Genomic DNA, 24,124 nt, shown 5'->3' with positions numbered 1-24,124 from the left:
GGAACGATCGGTCTGCACGCTAACGTCCCGACATGTCCACGAGCCACGGCCTGTCTGAACAGGCGAACAGCGCACCGGACGTCCGGGGGATCATCGCGAAGCGGGACCTGGTCGTCGACCTCATCCGGACGGCCTGCGTCGTCCTCGTCGTCATCGTGCACGTCACGATGGTCGGCGTCGCGTCCGACGACCACGGAGTGCGGGTGACGAGCCCCCTGCAGGAACTCCCGTGGTACGTCGCCGCCACCTGGGTCGGGCAGGTGATGCCCCTCTTCTTCGTGGTCGGCGGCTTCGCGAGCGCAGTCGGCTGGCGCAGCACCGTCGCGCGCGGTGCGCCGAGCCCTGCTCGAGACTACCTGGCCACCCGCCTCGTGCGCCTGTTCCGGCCCGCGGTCCCGCTGTTCGTGTTCCTCGCGCTCGGGCTCGGTGTGGCCACGGCCGTCGGCACCCCGCCGGACCTCCTCGCCGAGGTCGCGTTCGGCATCGGCTCACCGCTCTGGTTCCTCGCCGCGTACGGCATCACGCAGTGCTGCGTGCCGCTGATGATGCGGTTCCACGAGCGCGCACCCTGGGCAACCCTCGGCGTGTTGCTCGTGCTCGCCGCGGTGGTCGATGCGGTCCGCCTGGCCACCGGGGTCGCCGAGGTCGGACTGCTCAACCTCGGGCCGGTGTGGCTCTTCGCGCAGCAGCTCGGGTTCCTCTGGGCCGACGGGTGGTTCGCACGGCGGTCGAAGGCGCTCCTGCTCGCGGTGGCGGTCGTCGCCTACGCCCTGCTCGTCCCGATGACCTCGATCGGGCTGTGGGCACCGGACATGCTGCAGGACCTCAACCCGCCGATGCTCCCGCTGGCGTTCCTCGCGATCGCGCAGGCCTGCCTGGTCCAGCTCGTGCACGCCCCGCTCAGTCGCCTGATGCGCACCAGGGCCGCGCTCGGAGCCGTGTTCGTCCTCGGCCGCGACGGCATGACCATCTACCTGTGGCACCTGCCGCTGTTCATCGCGCTGAACGGGGTCGCCCTGCTGGTCGGGGTGCCGTTCCCGTCGCCGGGCTCGGGTGGGTGGTGGGCGTCCCGGCTGATCGCGCTGGTCGCGGTGCTCGCCGTCGCGCTCGGGGTTGCTCGCGCGCTCCGCTGGTTCGACCGCCCGCTCCCCCGGCTGCTGCCCTCGGCCGACCGCCCGTCCTGGCCGGTCGTCGCTGTCGCTGCGCTCTGCACGATCGGTCCGGCGTTCCTGGTGATGCAGCTGCACCTGTCGTTCGGGATCGCGGTCATCGGCGCCGTGGCCGTGCCGATCGGGGTGTGGTTGCTCTCGCGGACCACGCCGGCCCGGGGCGTCACCCGGATCTGAAACGGTTCTCACCGTTCGGGGCCACTCCGACCTGCACCGCCACACGCGCCGGGCAGAGGATGGCGGCAGGCCGATCCCCTGGAGGCACCCGACGCCGTCGACACCCGAGTTCTGGAGCACCTGGCGGTTCGATCCCCTGTCCGCGGTGATGATCGCCGTCGCCGCGGTCGCCTACGGCTGGTGGGTCGTCGCCGCCGCACGTCGCGGCGCACGCTGGCCCTGGTGGCGCACCCTCGCGTTCGTCGCCGCACTGGTGCTGTTCGGGATCCTGCAGTTCGGCATCGTCGGCGTGTACGACCAGCAGCTGCGGTGGGCGTTCGTGCTGCGGTCCGCCCTGCTCTTCTTCGCGGTCCCCACCTTCGCCGCGCTCGGTGCGCCCGTCTCGTTGCTCCGGACAGGAGGCCCGGATCGCCTCGCGCACGCCGCCGACGCCGCCATGCGGTCGCGTCCAGTGCGCCTGCTCGGCAACGCGATCGTCGCGCCGCTCGTCGCCCTCGTCCTGTTCGGCCTGTTGCTGACACCGTTCGCGGCGACCCTGCGGGAATCGTCCGTCTGGGCCGTCGTGATCACGGTGACGGTCCCGATGCTCGGGTTCGGGTTGCTCGCTCCGCTGTCCGAGCCCGGTGTGCTGCGGTCGTCGACGTTCGTCACCGCGGAGTTCCTGCTCGCCTTCGTGGAGCTGATGATCGACGCGGTGCCGGGCATCGTGCTCCGGATCACGAACCACGTGCTCGACGGGTCGGTGGTGCAGGCCGTGGGGCAGCCGTGGTTCCCGTCGCCGCTGCGCGACCAGCACCTGGCGGGCGACCTGCTGTGGTTCATCGCCGAGGTGGCGGACATCCCCGTGCTCATCTCGCTGTTCATCCGGTGGCAGCGGACCGATCGCCGCGAGGCCCGCGCCGTCGACGCCCTGACCGACGAGCAGATCGACGAGTTGACGCGGGAGCACCTGCAGCGCCGGGGTTGAGCGCGCGGGCGGGGCGCCGACCCGGAACGACGACCTCGATGTCGTACGACGTCGAGGGTGTCGCACCCCCGCGGCCGCAACTGTTGCAGACGCGGGACTGCGACGAACCCGTTGTCGTACGACGTCGACGGTGTCGCACCCCCGCGGCCGCAACGACTGCGCCGGGACCCCGGCTACACGCGGGCCCCGGGCCGCTCGTGGGAGCAGCCCGGGGCCCGGGTGGTCGGCGCGGGTCAGGCGTCGGCGTGCTTGCCGTGGTGGTCGATGGCGGCGAGCTCGGCCTCGGCCGTCGCCGGAGCAGCGGCCGCAGCGTGCACGCCGTGCTCGGCCGGCTTCGCGTCGCCCTCGGCCGGCGCAGTGCCCTCCGCGTCGGGCTGCGCGGTCACGCCACCGGTCTGCTGCCAGGCGACGGTCTGCTTCGGCTTCGCCAGGAACAGCGCCGCCACGATCGCCGCGATGAGCACGATCGCCGGAAGGAACAGCGACTCACCCATGGCCCGCGAGAACGGCTCGAGTAGGAACCCGGGCAGTCCGCCGACCTGCTGCTCGGCACCACCGGCGGAGGTCCCACCGGTCGAGGCCGGGAAGTTCGCGGTGATCCGGGCCTCCATCAGCGCCGCGATGCCGGCCGAACCGAGCACGGCACCGATCTGACGCGTCGTGTTGTAGACGCCCGAGCCGGCACCGGCCAGCTTCGGCGGCAGGTTGCGCGTCGCCGAGACGGACAGCGGACCCCACATGCAGGCGTTGGCGATGCCGAGGAGCGCGCTCGGCAGGAGCACCCATCCCCAGTCGGCACTCGACGACAGCAGGGCGCCGAACCAGAACAGTCCGGCCGAGAAGCACGCGAGACCGAACGCGGCGACCCAGCGCGGGTTCCACCGGTTGAGATTCTTGCCGACGAGCGGTGCGAGGCCGGCGGACAGCACGGCCTGCGGCACGAGGAGCAGTGCAGCCTGGGTCGGCGAGAACCGCAGGACGTCCTGCGCCCAGAGCATGATCGGTAGCGCGAACGAGGCGATCGCGACACCGACGGCCGTGATGGCGACGTTGGCCAGGGTGAAGTTGCGGTCCTTGAACAGGCCGAGGGGCAGCAGCGGCTCACCCTTCTGCACGCCCTGCCAGACGACGAACCCGGCGAGCACCACGAGCCCGACGATGATGAGCGACCACACCGAGATCGGTCCGGCGATGACGCCCCAGTCGTAGGTCTCGCCCTCCTGGATGCCGAAGACGAGCAGGAACAGGCCGGCCGCGGACAGGAAGATGCCGAGGTAGTCGAAGCGGTGCCCGTGACGGTCGAACGACGGCACGAAGCGCTGCGCGAGGACGAACGCCACGACACCGACGGGGACGTTCACGAAGAAGATCCACTCCCAGCCGAAGCCGTCGACGAGCAGGCCGCCGACGATCGGGCCGACGAGCGAGGCGACACCGGCGACGGCGCCCCAGAGACCCATCGCGGCACCGCGGTTCTGCGGCGGGAAGATGCGCGTGATGACGGACATCGTCTGCGGGCTCATCATCGCGGCGCCGAGGCCCTGCACGACGCGGGCCACGATGAGCATCTCGATCGAGCCGGCCAGACCGCACCAGAGGCTGGCGAGCGTGAAGACGACGAGGCCGATCTGGTACATGACCTTCGGGCCGAAGCGGTCACCGAGGCGGCCGGTGATGAGCAGCGGCACCGCGTAGGCGAGCAGGTACGCGCTCGTCACCCAGATCACGGAGTTGATGTCCGCGTCGAGCTTCTGGGCGATGGTGGGGGTGGCGACCGACACGATGGTCGAGTCGACGAGGATCATGAAGAAGCCGACGACGAGCGCCCAGAGCGCGGGCCACGGCTTCTTCTCGGTCGTCCGCGGAGGCGTGACGGTGGTCATCGAGTGGTGTCCTTGCTGTTCGTGGGGAAGTCAGTGTCTGTGGGGACGGCCGGGCCGTCCCATGGGAGGTCGCCGCTGGCGATGCGGTCGACGGTGGTGCTGAGCCACTCGATCTGCGCGGCGAGCATCGCACGGACGTACGACACGTCGAGCCAGTACCGCTCGGTCAGCTGCTTGGCCTGCACGCGCTGGAGTGCCTGGTCGTAGTCGTCGCGCTCCTGTTCGAGTGCGACGATCCGGGCCCGGACGGCATCGACCGCCTCGGAGTGCGGCAGGTTCTCGAGCACGGAGAGGGCCAGGTGGAACTCCGGGTACTCGTCCGCGGGCTCCGCCACCATGCGGCGGAGGCCGTCCGCGAGTGCTGCGCGGCCGGCTTCGGTGATCGTGTAGGTGGTGCGTTCCGGCCGGTTGCCGTCGCGGTCGGTGCCCACGACCTCGGCGAACCCGAGCTCGGCGAGGCGGCCGACCTGGTGGTACAGGGTGCCCGGGCGGACCTTGACGTTCCGCTCCTCCTGCCGGTGGACCATCGTCTGGAACATCTCGTACGGGTGCATCGGTGCCTCGTTCAGCAGGTCGAGCGCGGCGAACGCGAGGGGCGTGAGCGACGCCATGCGGGCCTCCTGACGGATCGATGCGGCAGTCTTCCGACTGGACTATTCGACTTCGAATATACGGAGTCGAACACAGGTGAGCAAACGCACAGCACGTTCTCCACAGGAGGCCCGGATCCGTCCCGGCGTGTCGCGCGCGCCCCGTAGACTGGTCGCGTCCCCCACCCCTGAAGCGCTGGAGAGAACACGTGCCAACGATCGTCGTCGAGGTCATGCCCAAGGCTGAGATCCTCGACCCCCAGGGCAAGGCGGTGGGCAACGCCCTCGCCCGTCTGGGCAAGGCCGACCTGACCAACGTCCGCATCGGCAAGCGCTTCGAGGTGACCGTCGACGGCCCCGTCGACGACGCCAAGCTGGCCGAGGTCCGCGACATCGCCGCCGACGTCTTCTCGAACGCGGTCATCGAGGACGTCGTCTCCGTGACCGTCGAAGGCCAGTGACCCGGATGCGCATCGGCGTCATCACCTTCCCCGGCTCCCTCGACGACCGTGACGCCCAGCGCGCGGTCCGTCTCGCCGGTGCCGACCCCGTCGCCCTCTGGCACGGCGACCACGACCTGCAGGGCGTCGACGCCATCGTGCTGCCCGGTGGGTTCTCGTACGGCGACTACCTGCGCGCCGGTGCGATCGCCGCGAAGGCGCCGATCATGGCCGAGGTCATCGACGCCGCCGGCAAGGGCATGCCCGTGCTCGGCATCTGCAACGGCTTCCAGATGCTGGCCGAGGCCCGCCTGGTCCCCGGCGCGCACACCCGCAACGCGCACCAGCAGTTCATCCGCCGCGACCAGAAGCTCCGCGTCGAGACGACCTCCACCGCCTGGACCTCCGGGTTCACCGCGCAGCAGGAGATCACGATCCCGCTCAAGAACGCCGACGGCCGTTTCGTCGCCGACGCCGACGAGATCAAGCGCATCGAGGACAACGGCCAGGTCGTGTTCCGCTACGTCGGGGTGAACCCGAACGGGTCGATCGACGACATCGCCGGCGTCTCGAACGAGCGCGGCAACGTCGTGGGCCTGATGCCGCACCCCGAGCACGCGACCGAGCCCGGCTTCGGCCCGGACACCGCCGCTGCCATGGCCTCCGGCACGGACGGCCTCACCTTCTTCACCTCCGTGATCGAGTCGACGCTCGTCAAGTGACGGCCGCGACTCCAGTGACAGGGAACGACAACACCGTGACGACTTACGTGCGCCCGAAGCCCGACACCGTGCAGGATGCCGCGGCGACTCCCGACAAGGACCAGCCGTACGACGCGCTCGGCCTGAAGCCGGACGAGTACGCCCGCATCAAGGAGATCCTCGGCCGCCGCCCCACCTCGGGCGAGCTGGCGATGTACTCCGTCATGTGGTCCGAGCACTGCTCCTACAAGTCCTCGAAGAACTACCTCCGTCAGTTCGGCAAGAAGGTCACGCCGGAGATGACGAAGAACCTGATGGTCGGCATGGGCGAGAACGCCGGTGTCGTCGACGTCGGCAACGGCTGGGCGGTGACCTTCAAGGTCGAGTCGCACAACCACCCGTCCTACGTCGAGCCGTACCAGGGCGCCGCGACCGGCGTCGGCGGCATCGTCCGCGACATCATCTCGATGGGCGCACGCCCGGTCGCCGTGATGGACCAGCTCCGCTTCGGCGCGATCGACCACGAGGACACCGCACGCGTCGTGCACGGCGTCGTCGGTGGCATCTCGTTCTACGGCAACTGCCTCGGCCTGCCGAACATCGGCGGCGAGACCTACTTCGACCCGGTGTACCAGGGCAACCCGCTGGTCAACGCCCTGGCGGTCGGCGTCCTGCGGCACGAGGACCTGCACCTGGCGAACGCGTCCGGAGCCGGCAACAAGGTCGTGCTGTTCGGTGCCCGCACCGGTGGCGACGGCATCGGCGGCGCATCGATCCTGGCGTCCGACACCTTCACCGAGGGCGGCCCGACCAAGCGTCCCGCCGTCCAGGTCGGCGACCCCTTCGCCGAGAAGGTCCTGATCGAGTGCTGCCTCGAGCTGTTCCAGAAGGAACTGGTCGAGGGCATCCAGGACCTCGGCGCCGCGGGCATCTCCTGCGCCACGTCCGAGCTCGCGAGCAACGGCGACGGCGGCATGCACATCTCGCTCGACGACGTCCTGCTGCGCGACCCCACGCTCACGGCCGAAGAGATCCTGATGTCGGAGAGCCAGGAGCGCATGATGGCGGTCGTCCGCCCCGACAAGCTCGACGAGTTCCTCGCCGTGGTCGGCAAGTGGGAGGTCGAGACCAGCGTCCTGGGCGAGGTCACCGGCACCGGCCGTCTCGTCATCGACTGGCAGGGCCAGGAGATCGTCAACGTCGACCCGCGCACCGTCGCCGTCGACGGCCCGGTCTACGACCGCCCGGTCGCCTACCCGACCTGGATCGACGCGCTGCAGGCCGACACCGCGGCGTCGCTCGACCGTCCGGCCGACGGCCCCGCGCTCAAGGCGCAGTTCCTCAGCCTGCTCGGTTCGCCGAACCTGGCGTCGAAGAACTGGGTCACGAACCAGTACGACACCTACGTGCTCGGCAACACGGCCCTGTCCTTCCCCGACGACGGTGGCATGATCCGCGTCGACGAGGAAACGGGTCTCGGTGTCGCCATCGCCACCGACGCCAACGGCCGCTACTGCCAGCTCGACCCGAAGCAGGGCGCGCGTCTGGCCCTGGCCGAGGCGTACCGGAACGTCGCCGTCACCGGTGCCGTCCCCGCTGCGGTCACCGACTGCCTGAACTTCGGCTCACCCGAGAACCCCGAGGTCATGTGGCAGTTCTCCGAGGCGGTCGAGGGACTGGCCGACGGCTGCATGGAGCTCGGCATCCCGGTCACCGGCGGCAACGTGTCGTTCTACAACCAGACCGGCTCGACCCCGATCCACCCGACCCCGGTCGTCGGTGTGCTCGGTGTCATCGACGACGTCGCCAAGCGCGTCCCGTCGGGCTGGCAGGACGACGGCCACAACATCTACCTGCTCGGCACCACGAGCCTCGAGCTCGACGGGTCGGCCTGGGCCGGCACGGTGCACGGACACCTCGGCGGTCGTCCGCCGGCGGTGGACCTCGGTCGCGAGAAGGAGCTCGCCGAGCTGCTCTTCGCAGCGAGCGGCGAGCAGCTGCTGACGAGTGCGCACGACCTGGCGGACGGTGGCCTCGGCCAGTCGCTCGCCGAGTCGGTGCTCCGCTTCGGCCTCGGTGCCCGCGTGGTCCTCGACGAGCTCGAGTCCCGCGACGGCGTCGACACGGCGACCGCGCTGTTCTCCGAGTCGACCGGTCGCGTCATCGTGACCGTCCGGCGCGAGGACGACGTCCGCTTCCAGGGCCTGTGCGCCGGTCGGGGCTTCCCGGTCCTGCGCATCGGCGTGACCGACGCCACGTCGAACGCGCTCGAGGTCCAGGGTGCGTTCACGGCGACGCTCGACGAGCTCCGCGGCACGCACAACGCGACGCTGCCGGCCCGATTCGGCGACGTGATCGTCGAGGACGTCACCGAGGGGTACGTCGGCCGTGGGCCGCTCGACTCCGACGGTGCGTTCTCGCCGCGCACGGACTCCTAGGCCCGGCGGACACCGCGTGCCCATCGTCACCCTGCCCTTCGCGGAGCTCGTCGACCGGTTCGGCCCCGTGCCGGACGGCATCGAGCTGGACGTGTGGGACGTCGAGGCGCCGTACGGTCGCCCGGACGACGTCGCCATCACGTTCCTGCCGTTCTACTTCGGTGGACGGCACCGCTGGCAGTTCGTGCACGACCTGCCGGCGCTCGAGCTCCTGCAGCTGCCGAGCGCCGGCTACGAGCACGCGGTGCCGCACGTGCCCGGTCACGCCCAGCTGGCGAACGGTCGGGGGATCCACGACGACGAGACCGCCGAGCTCGCCGTCGGCCTGGCGCTGACCTCGCTGCGTGAACTCGGGGCGTTCCAGGCCGATCGCGCGAACGGTGTCTGGGACGCCCGGAAGACCCGTTCCCTGGCCGACCGCCGGGTCACGGTCGTCGGCTACGGCGCGATCGGTTCGGCGATCGCAACCCGGTTCGAGGCGTTCCGCACCGAGGTCACCGTGGTGGCCCGTACGGCTCGCGACCAGGACGGTCGCCACGTGCACGCGTTCGGCGAGCTGCCCGAGCTGGCACCGACGACGGACGTCCTCGTGCTCATCGCGCCGCTGACGGACGAGACCGAACGGCTGGTCGACGCCGAGTTGCTGGCCGCGCTGCCCGACGGTGCCCTGGTGGTGAACGTCGCCCGCGGCAAGGTCGTCGACACCGATGCACTGGTGGCGGAGCTGCAGTCCGAGCGGCTGTTCGCGGCGCTCGACGTCACCGATCCCGAGCCCCTGCCAGACGGCCACCCGCTGTGGACGACGCCGAACACGGTCCTCACGCCGCACGTCGGGGGCAACACCGACCTGAGCGTCCCGCGGTCGATCGAGCTGATGCGTCGGCAGGTCGCAGCGCTGGCCGAGGGTCGCCCGTTCGAGAACCTGATCGAGCGCTAGCGACCAGTCGGAACACGCCGTCGTCTGCGCGCGACGGCGTCAGGCGCGCACCAGCAAAACGGTGGTCAGAGCGGGACGATGCACGTCGGGGTCCCGACGGCGATCTGCTCGACGGCCTCGCCCGGCACACCGTCGACACCGATCGGCAGCACTGCGATGGCGTCCGACCGCTCGTTGGCGACGAGCACGTACCCCGGCACCCGGGCGAAGTGCCGCGGCCAGGCTCCCCCGCACGACGCGGACCCGACGAGCGCGAGCCCGTCGTCGGCAGCGTCGAGCACCACGATCAGGTCGCGGCCACGGACGGCGACGGTGACGAGTCCGGCGTCGTCGACCTCGATGTGGCTGAGGAGCGACTCCCCCACCGCACCCTCGAACGTCGGGGTCGAGGCGATCGTCACGAGCGAGCCGGACTCGTCGCGGCGGAGTCGGTGGACCGCGCCGTCGAGCTCACCGGCGACGAACAGGTCGCCTGCGTACCAGGCCAGGTGCCGCGGGCCGACGCCGGGCGCCACGTGGTGCACGCGCAGCGCCTCGAGCGTGGGGACGCCGTCGGCCGACACGGTCACGCGGAACTCGTGCAGCGCGTCGCCACCCAGGTCGGCGACGAGCACCGTGCCGTCCGGCGTCGCGACGGACTGGTGCGCGTGCGGCGCATCCTGCCGGTCCTGCACCGGGCCGGTGGCGGCGGGCAGGGTCGCGACGGCGATGGCCGAGGCAGGGACGGCGAGCCGGTCGGTTCGGCCGTGCACGCCGTCTGCGGGCAGGACGACGCCGTCGCTCGCGAGGACCGAGGCGGAGAACGACTCAGCCGCCGCCAGCGAGACGGCGGTGACGGTGCCGGAGACGTAGTTGGTGACGATGAGCGCCCCGGACGGGTCGACCCGCAGGTGGCACGGGGCGTCACCGCCGGCGGAGGCGTCCCACAGGTGTTCGAGCGCGCCGTTCTGCATCCGGAAGGCGGAGACCCCGCCGTCGTTCGTCTCGGACACGGCGTAGACACGGTCGCCCGACACAGCGAGGAACGAGGGATCGTCGAGCACCGCGACGGTACGAGCGACCGCGACGGTACGAGCGCCCTCGCCCTCGCCCGCGCCCGTGCGGGCAGCGCCGCCGTCGACCAGGGAGATGCCGGTCGCGTTCCCGCCGCCGGTGGCGGTGTAGGAACCGACGAGCAGGGTCGGCAGGTCGACGCTCATTCGTCGCGTCCGGCGATGCGCTCGTGGTGGTGGATGACCTCGGCGACGATGAAGTTGAGGAACTTCTCGGCGAACGCGGGGTCGAGGTGCGCCTCGGCGGCGAGGCTCCGGAGCCGTGCGACCTGGATCTGTTCGCGGTCCGGGTCGGCGGCGGGCATGCCCGATTCGGCCTTCAGGTGCCCCACTCGCTGGGTGTACTTGAAGCGTTCGGCGAGCATGTGGATGACGGCGGCGTCGATGTTGTCGATGCTCTGCCGGATGCTCCGGAGTTCGGCGACAGCCGTCGCTTCGGGCTCGGGCGGGGTGACGTCGTCGCTCATGCCCCGAGCCTACTGGCGGACGCGCAGCCGAACCCCGCCGACGCCTGCGAGAATGAGCACATGTCGGTCTTGCTCGTGATCTCGGGCGTGTGTGCGGTCCTCGCTGGCCTCGTCCACGTGTACATCTGGTTCCTCGAATCCATCATCTGGACGAGTCCACGCGCCCGCAAGGTGTTCGGCATCGCGACCGAGACCGAGGCCGACGCGACCCGCTCCCTCGCGTTCAACCAGGGGTTCTACAACCTGTTCCTGGCGATCGGCGCGATCCTCGGTGTCGTGCTGGTGCTGGCGGGCAACACCGCGACCGGCTGGACCCTCGTCGTGTTCTCGACCGCGAGCATGCTCGGCGCCGCGGTGATCCTGGTCGGCTCCGGCCGCAAGTACGTCAACTCCGCGTTCAAGCAGGGCACGCTCCCGCTGATCGCCCTGCTCTTCGCGCTGCTCGGCTCGAGCTTCCCCGTCTGAGCCGTCTGAGCCGTCTGAGCCATCTGAGCCGTCTGAGCCGTCTCGACCAGACCGTCAGCCCCGCCACGCAAAAGCGACAGGGTGCCGCCGAACATCGGCGGCACCCTGTCGCTTTCGCGGGTGAAGACCGGCCAGGTCAGCCGAGCTTGTCCTCGAACTGGGCCGGCAGCTTGTCGAGCGCCCACTCGATCGCAGCGGTGGTGCCCATCGAGAACGCCGACGACACGTCCTTGTCGTCGAAGACGATGTAGTGGCCAGCCTCGACCGACGGCACCTTCTGGAACAGCGGGTCAGCCTCGGCCTTCGACGCGTCGACGTAGATCGGCAGGACCAGCGTCAGGTCGGCGTCGAGCAGGTCGAGGTTCTCGTCGGACAGCGTCACGGAGAACGCCTTGCCGGCTTCCTTGTCGATGGCCGACGGGATCGTGAACCCGAGGTTCTTCATGAACGACGAGCGGCTGTCCGTGGAGGCGTACGCCCCGAAGCCCTCGGAGCTGTACGCACCGACGACGGCGGTCTTGCCCTCGAAGTCCGGGTGGGCCTTGCGCGCCGTGGCGTAGGCGTCGTCGAGGTCGGAGAGCAGCTTCTTGCCCTCGGACTCCTTGCCGAGCGCCTTCGCGATCATCGTGGTCTGCTGCTCGGTCGAGGCGAGGTAGTTCTCGCCGCCCTTCGGGATCGCGACGGTCGGCGCGATCGCGGACAGCTTGTCGTAGCGGTCCTTGTCGCCAGACGACTTCACGTCGAGGATCAGGTCGGGGTTGAGCTTGAGGATGTCCTCGTAGCTCGGCTCGAGCGTCTGGATGATCTTCGGCGACTTCGTGTACGCGTCCTTCAGCCACGGTCCGACGCCGTCGCCACCGAAGGCGAGCCAGTCGCTCGCGCCGACCGGCTGCACGCCGAGCTCGAGCGCGGTCTCGGCGTCACCCCAGCCGAGGGCGACGACGCGCTTGGGCTGCGAGTCGATCGTCGTGGTGCCGAGGCCGGTCGTGATGGACACCGGGAAGGCGCCGTCGGACGAGCCGGACGAAGCCGTGTCGGTGGACGAGCCGGAGCCCGAGGCACAGCCGGCGAGGACGAGGGAGGCTGCGGCGACGGCACCCGCAGCGGCGAGGACACGTCGGAGACGAAGGGATGAGCGGATCACGAAGGGTAGCCTAACCTAACGGGGCGTACAGGAATTCAGCTGGATAGGCTGGGTGATCGTGGCCGTCCCAGATCCAGACCGCACGCGCCTCGCGGTGCTCGGCTCCCCCATCGCGCATTCGCTCTCCCCCACGCTCCACGAAGCGGCCTACGACGCGCTCGGGTTGGGGTGGTCGTACGGGAGGCACGAGGTCGCGTCCGGTGGGCTCGACGAGTTCGTCGCGGGGCTGGGTCCCGGATGGCGCGGGCTGAGTCTCACGATGCCGCTCAAGCGCGAGGTGCTGCCGCTCCTCGACCGCACGACCCCGTTGGTCGATGAGCTCGGGGTCGCCAACACGGTGGCGTTCCGCCACGAGGGCGACAGCATCGTCCGTGCGGGTGCCAACACCGATGTCCAGGGGCTCGTCCGTCCGGTCGAGGCCCTCGGGCACCTTCCCGGCGAGGCCACGATCCTCGGCGGCGGGGCGACCGCGGCGAGCGCCCTGTCCGCAACCGTGCGGCTCGGGGCGTCACTCGTGCGGGTGTTCCTGCGCGACACCGCGAAGGCCGGGTCGCTCGTGGAGCTGGCCGTGCGGCTCGGCGTCTCGCTCGAGGTCCTGCCGCTCACCGACCTGCCCGGCACCCGCCACGGGTTCGTCCTGTCGACGCTTCCCGGCGGTGCGGCCGACCCACTCGAGCTGGTGCCGTCGGGGTCGGACGCCGTGCTGTTCGACGTCGCTTACGAGCCGTGGCCGACCGCCGTCGCGTCGCGTTGGGCCGGTGCGGGCGGCCGGGTGCTGAACGGTCTCGACATGCTCACCGAGCAGGCCATCGGCCAGATCCGCTTCTTCCTGACCGGTGACGAGGACGAGCTGCTGCCCGACGAGGCCGCCGTCCGTCGTGCGATGCGCTCGGCTGTCGGCCTGCCCGCCGTCATCAGCAGCTAGCCGACGACGACACCGGCGACCCGCGGTCAGCCGCGGGACCGCGCCTCGGCGTCGAGCAGGGCGACGGACACGTCCCACAGCCGGTCGGCCTGGTCAGGGTCGAGCGCCCAGGGCAGCACGCCGTGCAGGCCGTCCTCGATCCGCTCGACCACCGCTGCTTCGTGGCAGTCCTCGAAGTAGCGGCCGGTGATCCCGTCGAGTTCCGGTGCGGTGGCGAGCAGGACCGAGGTCGCGGCTCCCTGCTCGGGGGTCTTCACGGCGTCGGCGGCGGCGATCTTCGTGGCGGCGAGGACCTCCGGGTCCCAGTGCTTCTGCAGCCCGGTCCAGATCCCGCCGGGCATCAGGGCGTTCGCGGTGATGCCGTCGGCGGCCCACCGCCGGCCGGCAGCGACGGCGAACAGCACGTTCGCGGTCTTCGACTGGCCGTAGGCGAGTCCGGGTTCGTAGGGGCGCCGGCGGAAGAACAGGTCGTCGAACACGACGGGCGAACCGCCGTGGCCGCTCGACGACACCGAGACGATGCGGGCCGAACCCGAGGCCGCCAGGGCGTCGTGCAGCCCGACCGCGAGGGCGAAGTGCCCGAGGTGGTTCGTGGCGAACTGCGCTTCCCACCCGGCGGGCGTGTACGACTCGGGCGCGTCCATGATGCCGGCGTTGGCGACGAGGACGTCGAGCGGCCCCGACCACGCTGCGGTGAACGCCTCGACGGAGCCCGGGCGGTCCAGGTGCAGTTCGACGACGGCCGGTGCGTCCGTCCCCGTCGACCGGGCGATGTCGTCCGCGACCCGTCGGCCGGCGTCGACGTCCCGCACGGCGAGCGTCACGCGCGCCCCGGCTCCGGCGAGTGCTCGGGCGGTCTCCACCCCGATGCCGGACGCGGCGCCGGTGACGATCGCCGTGCGTCCTGTCAGGTCGAGGCCGTCGACGACCTCGGCGGCCGTGGTCCGGCCGCCGAAGCGGGTGAGGTCGCGTGCGGGCATGTCGACTCCTGTCAGCTGGCGTGGTGCGGAGCCGTCAGGCGACGACACCGTCCACGTAGAACCATCGTCCCTGCTCGCGGACGAACTCGCTCGTCTCCTCGAGCGTCCCGCGGTCGTCGTCGGAACGCCACCACGCGCGGAACGCGACCGTGCCCTGGGAGTCGAACGGGCCTCCCGAGGTCGTCGTCAGGATGTCCAACCGGGTCCAGCGCTGGGACGCGTCAAACTCGAGGGCCGCCGGTCGGGTGCGCGGGTGCCAGGTGAGCAGCAGGTACTCCGGCAGTCCCAGCGCGAACGCGCTGAAGCGTGAGCGCATCAGGCGTTCCGCGGTCGGTGCGGCCGCTCCGCGGTGCAGGGGGCCGCAGCACTCGCCGTAGGGATTGCCGCTCAGGCAGGGGCAGCGCGTCTCGTCGGTGACCACGCCGGAACGCTAGTCGACGATCGACAGCGCGACGGTGATGTTGCCGCGGGTGGCGTTCGAGTACGGGCAGATCTCGTGCGCGCGCTCGGCCAGGCGCTGGCGCTGCTCCTGCGGGGCGGCCGGTGCGTAGACGTCGAGCTCGACCGCCAGGCCGAAGGTGCCGTTGCCGGCGCCGCCGATGCCGACCTCGGCGGAGACCTCGGCGCCGGTGGTGTCGAGGTCGAGTTCCTTGCCCGCGGCGTGCAGTGCACCGAGGAAGCACGCGGCGTACCCGGCGGCGAACAGCTGCTCGGGGTTGGTGCCCTCGCCGCTGCCGCCCATCTCCTTCGGCGGGCGGGTGTCCAGGTCGAGCCGGTCGTCCTCGCTGCGGACGTGCCCGTCGCGGCCGCCTCCGGTGGCGTGGGCGGCTGCGGTGTAGACGATGTCGAGACTCATGGAGCCGAGGTCATCGCGCCCACCTGGACGTGTGCTGCGCGTGCCCGGGGTGCCGGGGCCGGGCGCCAGCGCGTGCCCGCGCCGCCGGGCGTGTCCGCGGGCGTGCCGCGGGGTGCCCGCGGCGCACTTCGTTCGTGAACTTCGTGAGCAGAAATGGTCGGGCCCCACGAGCGCACTCGACCATTTCTGCTCACGAAGTACCGAGCGCCCGGCCCACGACACCCCGCGCCCGGGTAGACATGACACGTGTTCAAGATCGGGTGGCAGGTGTACCGGGAGCGACTGCCCGAGGTCATCGGTGAGCGCATCCGCCGACGCATGGTGCTCGTCGGCGCGATCGTCGCGGCGACCGCGTTCGTCGTGCTGCTGTTCGTCGGCGTGCTCCTGGACCGCTTGGACGACCCCGTTCCCGGTCCCGCCGGTGTCGTCATCGCGGTCGTGGTGGCCGCCGGCTTCGGGTGCTTCGGCGCATCGATGACGCCGGTCGGCCCGAAGGGATGGGCCGTCCCACCGATCCCGGGCATCGGCTGGCGCACGCAAGAGGCCATCGCCCGTTACTACGGCAGGAACCCTCCGGCGGTGGAGCCGCAGCACCGCGATGCCGTGCTCCACGGTCTGCTGGAGAGCCGCGACCAGATCGTCCGCTTCGCCACCCGTTCGTTCCTGCAGTTTGCCAGCTGGGTGGGTCTCGTCCTCGGCACGGTGGTCTTCGTCCTCACGTTCCCCGTCGACGGCGACCGGATGATCGTGCTCCTCGGTGTGTGGTTCATGTGGCTCGTCATCTCGAGCGGCACCGGCGTCATGGGCATCCGCACCCTCGGCCGTCAGGAGCAGCTGCGCGTCGAGGCCGAGGCGCTCCCGCCCGTCCCGCCGGCACCGCCCGCCCGCGGCCGGCCCGGCACCCCGAAGGGCAGCAAGCTCTCGCTGCCCGGAGACTGATCCGTGTTCGCACTCGGTTGGCGGATCTTCTTCCGGCACGTCGACGACGTGCTGGACCCGCGTCGTGTCCGCCGCGCGGCAGCGTGGTCCGGCGCAGCAGCCGTGGTCGCGTTGGTCGGCATGCTCGTCCTGGAGGCCCGGCTCGGCTGGACCGCACAGCCTCCGCTCCGCAGCGTGGCGGCCATCGTGCTGCTGGCGGCCGGCGTGGGCCTGCTCACGTTCGCGTGCTTCTCGACGCGGCGCCCGCCGGACCCCTCGGCGACGATCAACGGGCGGCAGGTGCGGGCCTCGTGGCAGAACTCGGTGCGGTGGTCGGTGCAGCCGTACCTGCTGCGACGGCCACGCCCCGTCCGTCCAGACGACCGCGAGGCGGTCCGCACCGACACGGTCCTGCTCCGCCGCGGCCTGATCGGCACGCTCGCCCGCGTCACCCCGCTGCTGGGGGCAGGGGTCGCCGCCGTCGGTGCTGGCCCGTTGCTCGACGTCGCGCCCTGGTGGCCCGTGGTGTCCGTCGCGCTCTACGTCCTCGTGCTGCCCGAGTACGTCGTCCGCCTCGGCCGCTCCGAACGCGCGCGGGTCGCCGCCGAGGCCGCCGAGCCGTTCGAGGTCCCCGCCGGCCCGACTTCGTGAGCAGAAATGGTCGGGTGGCGTGACGGGACCCGACCATTTCTGTTCACGAAGCGGAACGGGACAAGGGAACAGGCCGACACGACGCAACAGCCCCGCCCGCGCGACTGTCGGGGGCACGGGGCACACTGGGCGCATGTGTGGAAGGTTCGTCGTCTCCGACACCACGGCTGATCTGTTGCCCGAGCTCCTCGGTGAGCTCGCCGACCGGACCGAGCACGTCGACCAGGACACCGGCGTCGTGGGGACCGGCCTGGTGCCGAGCTGGAACGTCGCCCCGACCGACCCCGTGTCCGCGGTGCGCCAACGGCACGGTGAACGCGAGCTGCCGCAGATCAGCTGGGGCTTCGTGCCGAGTTGGGCGAAGGACTTCCAGAAGCAGCGTCCGAAGCCGATCAACGCCCGCATCGAGACCGTCGCGACGAGCGGCATGTTCAAGCGGGCCTTCGCGACGAACCGCTGCATCGTGCCGGCGCAGGGCTACTACGAGTGGGTGGTGCGCGAGGACGGCAAGGAGCCGCACTTCGTGCACGAGCCCGGCGGTGCCCTGGCGATGGCCGGGGTCGTGAGTGCCTGGCCGGACCCGACCAAGCCCGAGGGCGACCCGGACAAGTGGCGGCTGTCACTGGCGATCATCACCCGCGACGCCCACGTGGCCCCGGGTGAGGTGCACGACCGGATGCCGGCGTTCCTGACGCCCGACGGCTACGACGACTGGCTCGGGGGCGAGTTACCGACCGACGACCTGCTGGCCCTGCTCGACCACGAGTCGCTGACGGTCGCGGCCGGCCTGGAGCAGTACGAGGTCGCCCGCACCGTGAACAGCGTGAAGAACGACGGCCCGCAGCTCATCGAACCGGTGGCGTAGCCAGCGAGACGCCGCCCGGCCCGGCGCCCTACTCGACGCTCGGGCGCACCCACAGTTCGGCGATCTGGGAGTCCCGCGGGGCGTCGATCACGAACCGCACGGCCGAGGCGACGGTGGATGGTTCACTCCGCACCACGTCGGGGTCGGCCGGACCGTACCGATCGCCGGTGTGCGCGAGCGGGGTGTCGGTCGGTCCCGGCGCGACGGTGCTCACCCGGATCCCGTCGGCGCTGACCTGCTGGCGGAGCCCGTCGGTGACGGCCTGCAGCGCGTGCTTCGACGCGGAGTACACGGTGCTGTTCGGCACGGCCCGTCGCGCGGCACCCGAGCTGATCACGACGACCGACCCGGCGGCCCGGCGCAGGTGTGGCAGGAACACCCGGCTGAGCTCGGCCGGCGCGATGACGTTGGTGGCGAAGGCGCGCTGCCAGTCCTCGGCGCGGGCGTCCTCGACACGCAGGCGTTCGACGATCGCTGCGTTGTGCACCAGGACGTCGAGCTCCGGTACCGAGTCGGCGAAGGCCGGGAACCCGGCGGCGTCGGTCAGGTCGAGCTGCACGGCGGTGACGTGGTCGAGCGCCCCGACCTCGTCGAGCCGCACGCGGTCACGCCCGACGGCGATCACCTCGTGGGTCCGGCGGAGCTCCTCGACGACGGCGCGTCCGATGCCGCTGGTCCCACCGGTCACGATCGCGGTGGGTCGGCCGGGTGCGGTGGGTCGGTCGCTCATCCTCCGAGGCTAGCGAGCGGCGGAGCCGCACCGCCCCGCGTGACGGCGTGCGTCGGACGCGACCACGGCACGACGACGGGAGGCCCGGATCACGTGCGCCTGTCGGCTGACGTGATCCGGGCCTCCCGGTCGACCGCGGTGGTCACGGACGCGCGCTGCGTCGGATCCCCGGGGCGGCTGCGATGCCCGCCGCGATGCGGCGACGCGTCACGAGCAGCACGCCGGCCAGGAGCAGTGCGATCGCCGCGAGGCCGAGGCCGACGAGGCCGGTCGCACCGGTGAAGGCGAGCTCCGCGGTGTGGACCGCTGCCGCGATGCCGGTCGGGTAGGTGACCGTGATGGTCGCCGTCACCGTCTGGCCGTTGCTGTCCGTCACCGTGTACCCGATGAACGCGGTGCCGATGAAGGTGGTGCCGGTGTGGCCCTTCGCCGGGGTGAAGACGACCTTGCCGTCGCGGACGGTCCAGGTGCCCTCGTGGCTGACGACGACGCGGTCGGACTGCTTGCCCGTCTCCGGGTCGATCAGGTGCAGGGTGCCCGTCTCGAAGGTAGCGCCGCCCGAGGCGGAGTCGTTGTCGAGCGGGTCGATCGTGACCTGGTGCCCGACGGTCCCGGTGGCGGAGTCGTCCTTCGCGACCGCGGCGGCGACGACCGTCATCGTGGCGGTGGCGGTGGTGGTCTGCCCCGAGGCGTCCGTCACCGTGTAGGTGAAGGTGTCCGTGCCGGTGAAGCCGTCGGCCGGGGTGTAGATGTACGCGCCGGTGGGCTGGACCGTCACCGTGCCGTGGGCCGGCTTGCGGTCCAGCGCTGCGGTGAGGCGGGTGCCCTGGTCGTTGGTGAGCAGACCGTGTGCGGCGTCGCGGGCGATCGGCGTGCCGGCGATGGTGTGGCCGGCGTCCTTCGTCGCGTCGATGCCGACGGTGACGGTGACGGTGGCGTCGACCTGCTGACCCGAGCCGTCCTGCGCCCGGTAGGTCACGGTGTCGGTGCCGGAGAAGCCCTTCGCCGGGGTGTAGACGAACGTGCCGTCCGCGGCGATCGAGACCGTGCCGTGCCCCGCCTTGCCGGAGGTCACGACCGTCAGGTCGCTGCCGTGGTCGTTGCCGAGCACGCCGGGGCCGGCGACGGTGACCGGCTTGCCGGCCTTCGTGGCTGCCTTGTCGTTCGTCGCCGTCGGGGTGACGGTGATCGTCACGAGGCCGGTCGCGGTGTTGCCGTCGTGGTCGATCGCCGTGTAGGTGAAGGTGTCGATGCCGGACCAGTCGTGCTCCGGCGTGTAGACGTACGAGCCGTCCTTCGCCAGCGCCACGGTGCCGTGTGCCGGCTTGCGGTCGAGCTTCGCCCACAGGTCGGTGCCCTCGTCGTCGGCGAGGACGCCCGTGCCGACGGTCGCGGTCACGGTGCCGTTGGTGGCGGTGCGGCCGGTGTCGGGGGTCGCCATGGTGCCGACCAGGACGGTGACGGTCGCCGTCGTGGTCTGGCCGGAGCCGTCCGTGACGGTGTACGTGAACGTGTCCGTGCCGGAGAAGCCCTTCTTCGGCAGGTAGACGAGCGAACCGGGCTCGGTGCCCTTGGTCACGGTGCCGTGCGCGGCGTCGCCGTGGCCGGTGACCGTGAGCGTCGTGCCGTGGTCGTTGGCGGTCAGCGTCGTGCCGGCGATGGCCAGCGCGGTGCCGGCGCTGGTGCGCACGGTGTCCGCGACGGCGACGGGCTTGACCGTCACCGTGACGGTCGCCTTCGCGGTGCCGCCGGTCGGGTCGGTCACCGTGTAGGTGAACGTGTCCGTGCCGGAGAAGCCGTCAGCCGGCGTGTACGTGACGGTGCCGGTGTTGCCGGTTCCGGCTCCGCCTCCGCCTCCGGTCATCGCGGCCTCGCCGTGACCGGGCTTGGTGACCGCGGTGACGGTGAGCTTCGTGCCGGAGTCGTTGCCCGTGACCACGACGTCGACCGGGGTCGAGGCGGTGGTGGTCGCGGTGTCGGCGACGGCCTTCGGGGCGACGACGATCGTCACGGTGCCGGTGGTCGTGCCGCCGGAGCCGTCGGTGACGGTGTAGTCGAACGAGTCCGGGCCGGAGTAGCCGGGCTTCGGCGTGTAGGTGTAGCCGCCGTCCTTGTCGACGACGACGTCACCGTGCGACGGGTCGGTGTTGTCCGTGACGTGCAGGTCGGTGCCGGTGGCGCCGTCGAGCACGCCCTTGTCGGCCGGCACGGTGATGGATCCGTCGGCGTCGGTGGACGTGGAGCCACCCGCCGTGACGGGGGTGACCCGGACGGAGACCGTGCCGGTGTTCGTGAGGCCGTTGCGGTCGGTGACCGTGTACGTGAACTCGTCGGTGCCGGAGAAGCCCGGCTTCGGCGTGTAGGTGACGGTGCCGTCGTCGTTCCGGACTGCGGTGCCGTTCGTGCCGCTCTTGCCGACGGGGATGTCGAGCACGGACAGCCCGGTGCCGTGGTCGTTGCCGGTCAGTTCGGCCGAGGTGACCGTCTTGCTGCCGCCTGCATTGACCGTGATCTCGTCCGGCTCGGTGCCGGGCTCGACCGTGATGGTCACGACGCCCGTGGCCGTCCCGCCGGAGGGGTCCTTCGCCGTGTAGGTGAAGGTGTCCGTGCCCGAGAAGCCGTCCTTCGGGGTGTACGTGTACGCCCCGTCCTCCGCCAGCTCGAGGTCGCCGTTCGCGGGCTCGAGGTCGACCGTGGCGGTGAGCTTCGTGCCCTCGTCGTTCCCGAGCACGCCCGTGCGGCCGTCGCCGTCCCCGCCCACGGTCAGCGTGGTGCCGGCGGTGGCCGTCGCGGTGTCCGGGGTGGCCATCGGGCCGACGACGACGGTGATCGTGCCGGTCGTGGTCTGGCCGGAGTCGTCCCGCACCGTGTAGGTGACGGTGTCGGTGCCCGAGAAGCCGGGCTTCGGCGTGTACGTGATCACGCCGGTGGTCGGGTCGATCGTGACGTCGCCGTGCGTCGTGCCGTCGGCGTCCGGCACGGCGGCCGCGTCGGTGACGGTCAGCTTCGTTCCCTTGTCGTTGCCGGTGAGCGTCTCCGGCGCGATGGTCAGCGTCTCGCCGGACTTCGTCGACACGGTGTCGCCGTTCGCGACCGGCTGGACGGTGACGGTGACCGTCGCCGGGCTGGTGGTGACCTTCGAGCCGTCGGTCACGGTGTAGGTGAACGAGTCGGTGCCGGAGAAGTCACCCGTCGGCGTGTACTCGACGGTGCCGTCCTCGGCCACCACGGCGGTGCCGTTCGCCGGACCGGTGACGATCGTGGTGACCAGGTCCGAGCCGCGGTCGTTGTGCTGCACGTCGACGTTCACCGGGGTGCCGGCGCTCGTCGTCGTGGTGTCGTTCGCGATCGTCGGGTTGACCGTGATGGTCACCGTGGCGGTCGTCGGCGCACCGGCGGTGTCCGTCGCGGTGTACCGGAACGAGTCCGTGCCCGAGAAGCCGTCGGCCGGCGTGTAGGTGATCGCACCGGTCGCCTTGTCGAGGGTGAGCTCGCCGTGCGCGGGCTTCGTGTTCGACGAGATCGTCAGGCCGGTGCCGAGGTCGTTGCCCAGGACGCCGGTGGCGCGGGTGTCGGCGGTGTACGTGGTGCCGGCGGCGACGCGGACGGTGTCGTCCTTCGCCAGCGGGGCGACGTTCACGGTCACGGTCACGGTGTCGGTCCCCCCGGTGCCGTCGGTGACGGTGTACGTGAAGGAGTCGGGGCCGGAGTAGCCGGTGGCCGGGGTGTAGGTGTAGCTGCCGTCCTTCGCGACGACGACGTCACCGTGCGACGGCTTGGTGCTGCCGGTGACCGTCAGGTCCGAGCCGAGGTCGTTGGCGAGCAGGCCGGGGGCGGTGCCGGGGTTGCCGGTGCCGGGGGTGCCGGTGCCGGGGGTGCCGCTTCCGCTTCCGCTGATCGGCGAGCCGGCCGTCGCCGTGACGGTGTCGGCGACCGCGGTCGGCAGCACCGTGATGGTGACCGTGCCGGAGATCTCCGCGCCGTCGCCGTCCTTCGCCGTGTAGGTGAAGGAGTCCGGGCCGGAGTAACCGGCGGTCGGGGTGTACGAGTACGAGCCGTCCTTCTCGACGGTCAGGTCACCGTGGGCGGGCTTCGTGTTGCCCGTGACCGTCAGGCCGGTGCCGTGGTCGTTCGCGAGCAGACCCGTCTTGGCGTCCGCAGTCGCGGTCTGGCCGGCGTGCACGCTGAACGCGTCGTCGGTGCCCGCCGGGGCGACGGTGATCGTCACCGTGCTGGTCGACGTCTGGCCGGACGAGTCCTTCGCCGTGTACTGGAAGGTGTCCGTGCCCGAGAAGCCGTCGGCCGGGGTGTAGGTGTACGAGCCGTCGGGCTGCACGGTCGCGGTGCCGTGGGCGGGCGTGGCGTTCGACACGACGGACAGGCCGGTGCCGCTGTCGTTCGCCAAGACGCCCTTCGCGGGCACGGTGAGCTTCGTGCCGTTCGGCGTGTTGCCGGTGTCCGAGGTCGTGGTGACGTGGACGGCCTTGAGCGTGTTGGTGAACGTCACCATGACGTCGGTGCCGTCGGCGGTCGTGGCTGCGGGGAACGTGAAGGTGCCGGTGTTGCCGTTGCCCTTCGCGATGACCGCATTGGTCCCCTGGTCGACGGCCTTCCACGTGGTGTCGTAGTTCGCGATGTCCGTGGTGCCGTCGGCGGTCTGCGTGACCGTGTAGTCCTTGTTCGGCGTGGTCAGAACCGCGCCCGCCTTCTGTGCCTGGACGCCCGTGGCGCTGCCGCTCGTGGTGCCGGTCGTACCGTCGTTCGGGGTGATGCCGCCGCCGGTGATCGACAGCTTGAACTGGTCACCGCTGTTCCAGCGCTTGTCGACGCTCGACTCACCGGTGACGGTGTCGGCGTAGTTGCAGCTGGCCAGGTCGCTGGCTGCGTAGTCACCGACGATGCGGAAGTTGCGGACTTCCTTGCCAGACGTCGGGTCCAGCTGGAAGATCGTGGTGGTCGGGACCCGGTTGGTCGTCACTGTGTTCGACACGTACAGGAAGCCGTCGGAGGAGAATGCGATGCCGGGGCTGTTGGTGGTGGACGGCAGGGTCGCGATCTCGGTCGTCGTCATCGCCGTGTTGCCCGACGTCGTCGGGACCTCGTTCGTGTTCACGCGGTACACGTGGTTCGCCGCGACGACGAAGAACAGTCCGCGGGAGCTGAACGCGAAGTCACCGTTCGCGTTCGCGGTGTCGGCGGCGTTCCGCGTGACGAGGCCGTTGATCTGTCCGACCTGACCCAGGTACTTCGCCGGCGTCGTGTCCGTCGCGGGGCGGTACGCGCCGAGCCAACCGGTGCCGTCGCCGTAGTAGTAGATGCCCGTTGCCGGGTTCACGGCACCACGGATCACTGACCGTGTCGTGTCGGTCGCGACCGGGTCGCTGGCGACACCCGTCTTCGGGTCGTACTGACGAAGCGTCGCGGTCCCGCCGTTCGCTGCGGCGAACATCGAAACGCCCTCGCGCGAGATGCCGAGACCGTTGTTCGCGCCCGCACCGAGGTTCGTGACGTCCGCGGTCTGACCGACCTTGGACTCGTCCGAACTGACGTCGACGGCGACGACCTTGCCGGTGCTGTCGATCGCGTACAGCGTGTTCTGCGGGTAGCAGACCAGCGCACCGTTCTGGGTCGCATCGACGGCCGAGGCCGGCTCGGCCGCGATGACCGCCGTGGTCGTTGAGAGACCGGCGCCGACGAGCAGCGCGGCGCCGAACATGGCGACGGTTCGGACGCCGAAGCGGCGTCGAGGCACAGCGGTGCCCTGGGAAG

General features: G+C 71.0%; 21 protein-coding genes. 11 read left to right on the top strand and 10 right to left on the bottom strand.

Annotated features, from left to right (window positions below; all coding sequences use genetic code 11):
* The first annotated feature begins 32 nt into the window (after positions 1–32).
* Entirely contained in the window at positions 33–1,346 is a 1,314-nt protein-coding gene (locus tag EDF51_RS16290; protein ID WP_131880712.1) for an acyltransferase, read from the top strand.
* A 148-nt stretch (positions 1,347–1,494) separates the two neighbouring features.
* Positions 1,495–2,313 carry a cytochrome c oxidase assembly protein gene (locus tag EDF51_RS16285; protein WP_131880827.1) on the top strand — a complete coding sequence of 273 codons (819 nt, stop codon included), beginning with the start codon at positions 1,495–1,497 and terminating at the stop codon, positions 2,311–2,313.
* Between the two features lie 233 nt (positions 2,314–2,546).
* Here EDF51_RS16285 and EDF51_RS16280 read toward each other — a convergent pair whose 3' ends face one another.
* Both EDF51_RS16280 and EDF51_RS16275 read right to left on the bottom strand, forming a co-directional pair.
* Positions 2,547–4,196, bottom strand: coding sequence for a DHA2 family efflux MFS transporter permease subunit (locus EDF51_RS16280; protein WP_132100761.1), 1,650 nt, complete (start codon positions 4,194–4,196; stop codon positions 2,547–2,549).
* Positions 4,193–4,807, bottom strand: a complete 615-nt coding sequence (locus EDF51_RS16275; protein ID WP_131880708.1) for a PadR family transcriptional regulator — start codon at positions 4,805–4,807, stop codon at positions 4,193–4,195. The genes EDF51_RS16280 and EDF51_RS16275 overlap by 4 nt, the downstream gene beginning before the upstream one ends.
* 188 nt (positions 4,808–4,995) lie before the next feature.
* Between EDF51_RS16275 and purS the strand changes: the two genes are divergently transcribed.
* From purS to EDF51_RS16255, 4 genes are read left to right on the top strand one after another with little or no spacing between them, the layout of a single operon-like run.
* Positions 4,996–5,247, top strand: a complete 252-nt coding sequence (purS, locus tag EDF51_RS16270; RefSeq protein ID WP_017886272.1) for a phosphoribosylformylglycinamidine synthase subunit PurS — start codon at positions 4,996–4,998, stop codon at positions 5,245–5,247.
* 5 nt (positions 5,248–5,252) lie between these two features.
* Complete coding sequence (gene purQ / locus EDF51_RS16265; protein ID WP_111085606.1) at positions 5,253–5,948, top strand: phosphoribosylformylglycinamidine synthase subunit PurQ; 696 nt, start codon at positions 5,253–5,255, stop codon at positions 5,946–5,948.
* Positions 5,949–5,983: 35 nt separating this feature from the next.
* Complete coding sequence (purL, locus tag EDF51_RS16260) at positions 5,984–8,365, top strand: phosphoribosylformylglycinamidine synthase subunit PurL (protein ID WP_243692490.1); 2,382 nt, start codon at positions 5,984–5,986, stop codon at positions 8,363–8,365.
* A gap of 16 nt (positions 8,366–8,381) precedes the next feature.
* Positions 8,382–9,302: a 2-hydroxyacid dehydrogenase gene (locus EDF51_RS16255; protein ID WP_165901503.1), complete on the top strand. Its 921-nt coding sequence runs from the start codon at positions 8,382–8,384 to the stop codon at positions 9,300–9,302.
* A 65-nt stretch (positions 9,303–9,367) separates the two neighbouring features.
* Here the strand turns inward: EDF51_RS16255 and EDF51_RS16250 are convergent, their stop codons facing one another.
* Both EDF51_RS16250 and EDF51_RS16245 read right to left on the bottom strand, forming a co-directional pair.
* Positions 9,368–10,501, bottom strand: a complete 1,134-nt coding sequence (locus EDF51_RS16250) for a beta-propeller fold lactonase family protein (protein ID WP_131880706.1) — start codon at positions 10,499–10,501, stop codon at positions 9,368–9,370.
* A complete protein-coding gene (locus EDF51_RS16245; RefSeq protein WP_123671988.1) occupies positions 10,498–10,821 on the bottom strand; it encodes a chorismate mutase in 324 nt (107 codons plus the stop codon). The genes EDF51_RS16250 and EDF51_RS16245 overlap by 4 nt, the downstream gene beginning before the upstream one ends.
* A 60-nt stretch (positions 10,822–10,881) precedes the next feature.
* Here EDF51_RS16245 and EDF51_RS16240 point away from each other — a divergent pair, with 60 nt between their 5' ends.
* Positions 10,882–11,286 (top strand): DUF1304 domain-containing protein, encoded by a 405-nt coding sequence (locus EDF51_RS16240; protein ID WP_123293628.1) that lies wholly within the window; start codon positions 10,882–10,884, stop codon positions 11,284–11,286.
* A 136-nt stretch (positions 11,287–11,422) separates the two neighbouring features.
* Here the strand turns inward: EDF51_RS16240 and EDF51_RS16235 are convergent, their stop codons facing one another.
* Entirely contained in the window at positions 11,423–12,430 is a 1,008-nt protein-coding gene (locus EDF51_RS16235) for an iron-siderophore ABC transporter substrate-binding protein (protein ID WP_123293627.1), read from the bottom strand.
* A gap of 58 nt (positions 12,431–12,488) precedes the next feature.
* Between EDF51_RS16235 and EDF51_RS16230 the strand changes: the two genes are divergently transcribed.
* A complete protein-coding gene (locus EDF51_RS16230; RefSeq protein ID WP_207913273.1) occupies positions 12,489–13,355 on the top strand; it encodes a shikimate dehydrogenase in 867 nt (288 codons plus the stop codon).
* 26 nt (positions 13,356–13,381) lie between these two features.
* On the opposite strand, the gene EDF51_RS16225 is transcribed toward EDF51_RS16230, so the two are convergent.
* From EDF51_RS16225 to EDF51_RS16215, 3 genes are read right to left on the bottom strand one after another with little or no spacing between them, the layout of a single operon-like run.
* Complete coding sequence (locus tag EDF51_RS16225; RefSeq protein ID WP_131880702.1) at positions 13,382–14,335, bottom strand: SDR family NAD(P)-dependent oxidoreductase; 954 nt, start codon at positions 14,333–14,335, stop codon at positions 13,382–13,384.
* A gap of 34 nt (positions 14,336–14,369) precedes the next feature.
* The gene (locus EDF51_RS16220) at positions 14,370–14,756 is read right to left on the bottom strand and encodes a YchJ family metal-binding protein (protein WP_134195702.1); all 387 of its coding nucleotides are present in this window, start codon (positions 14,754–14,756) and stop codon (positions 14,370–14,372) included.
* A 9-nt stretch (positions 14,757–14,765) separates the two neighbouring features.
* Entirely contained in the window at positions 14,766–15,191 is a 426-nt protein-coding gene (locus EDF51_RS16215; RefSeq protein WP_123293624.1) for an organic hydroperoxide resistance protein, read from the bottom strand.
* 246 nt (positions 15,192–15,437) lie between these two features.
* On the opposite strand from EDF51_RS16215, the gene EDF51_RS16210 reads away from it, so the two are divergent.
* The 3 genes from EDF51_RS16210 (at position 15,438) to EDF51_RS16200 (ending at position 17,625) form a co-directional block, all read left to right on the top strand.
* The gene (locus EDF51_RS16210) at positions 15,438–16,130 is read left to right on the top strand and encodes a hypothetical protein (RefSeq protein WP_133939122.1); all 693 of its coding nucleotides are present in this window, start codon (positions 15,438–15,440) and stop codon (positions 16,128–16,130) included.
* Positions 16,131–16,133: 3 nt separating this feature from the next.
* A complete protein-coding gene (locus EDF51_RS16205) occupies positions 16,134–16,760 on the top strand; it encodes a hypothetical protein (RefSeq protein ID WP_132100754.1) in 627 nt (208 codons plus the stop codon).
* 133 nt (positions 16,761–16,893) lie between these two features.
* Positions 16,894–17,625, top strand: coding sequence for an SOS response-associated peptidase (locus EDF51_RS16200; RefSeq protein WP_134195701.1), 732 nt, complete (start codon positions 16,894–16,896; stop codon positions 17,623–17,625).
* A gap of 28 nt (positions 17,626–17,653) precedes the next feature.
* Here EDF51_RS16200 and EDF51_RS16195 read toward each other — a convergent pair whose 3' ends face one another.
* Both EDF51_RS16195 and EDF51_RS16190 read right to left on the bottom strand, forming a co-directional pair.
* Positions 17,654–18,355, bottom strand: a complete 702-nt coding sequence (locus tag EDF51_RS16195; protein WP_111086110.1) for an SDR family oxidoreductase — start codon at positions 18,353–18,355, stop codon at positions 17,654–17,656.
* A 142-nt stretch (positions 18,356–18,497) separates the two neighbouring features.
* Positions 18,498–24,107, bottom strand: coding sequence for an Ig-like domain-containing protein (locus EDF51_RS16190; RefSeq protein ID WP_166673577.1), 5,610 nt, complete (start codon positions 24,105–24,107; stop codon positions 18,498–18,500).
* Between the last annotated feature and the right edge of the window lie 17 nt (positions 24,108–24,124).

The organism is Curtobacterium sp. PhB25, assembly GCF_004365375.1.
Classification (GTDB): Bacteria; Actinomycetota; Actinomycetes; order Actinomycetales; family Microbacteriaceae; genus Curtobacterium.
The sequence above is the reverse complement of the archived record's forward strand: the minus strand, read 5'-3'. Positions and strand labels throughout refer to the sequence as shown.

Bases quoted from the DNA above. Each gene is read 5' to 3' on its own strand.
- EDF51_RS16290 (WP_131880712.1), top strand. From the start codon at position 33: ATGTCCACGAGCCACGGCCTGTCTGAACAGGCGAACAGCGCACCGGAC.
- EDF51_RS16285 (WP_131880827.1), top strand. From the start codon at position 1,495: ATGATCGCCGTCGCCGCGGTCGCCTACGGCTGGTGGGTCGTCGCCGCC.
- EDF51_RS16280 (WP_132100761.1), bottom strand. From the start codon at position 4,196: ATGACCACCGTCACGCCTCCGCGGACGACCGAGAAGAAGCCGTGGCCC.
- EDF51_RS16275 (WP_131880708.1), bottom strand. From the start codon at position 4,807: ATGGCGTCGCTCACGCCCCTCGCGTTCGCCGCGCTCGACCTGCTGAAC.
- purQ (WP_111085606.1), top strand. From the start codon at position 5,253: ATGCGCATCGGCGTCATCACCTTCCCCGGCTCCCTCGACGACCGTGAC.
- EDF51_RS16250 (WP_131880706.1), bottom strand. From the start codon at position 10,501: ATGAGCGTCGACCTGCCGACCCTGCTCGTCGGTTCCTACACCGCCACC.
- EDF51_RS16245 (WP_123671988.1), bottom strand. From the start codon at position 10,821: ATGAGCGACGACGTCACCCCGCCCGAGCCCGAAGCGACGGCTGTCGCC.
- EDF51_RS16240 (WP_123293628.1), top strand. From the start codon at position 10,882: ATGTCGGTCTTGCTCGTGATCTCGGGCGTGTGTGCGGTCCTCGCTGGC.
- EDF51_RS16225 (WP_131880702.1), bottom strand. From the start codon at position 14,335: ATGCCCGCACGCGACCTCACCCGCTTCGGCGGCCGGACCACGGCCGCC.
- EDF51_RS16215 (WP_123293624.1), bottom strand. From the start codon at position 15,191: ATGAGTCTCGACATCGTCTACACCGCAGCCGCCCACGCCACCGGAGGC.
- EDF51_RS16200 (WP_134195701.1), top strand. From the start codon at position 16,894: ATGTGTGGAAGGTTCGTCGTCTCCGACACCACGGCTGATCTGTTGCCC.
- EDF51_RS16195 (WP_111086110.1), bottom strand. From the start codon at position 18,355: ATGAGCGACCGACCCACCGCACCCGGCCGACCCACCGCGATCGTGACC.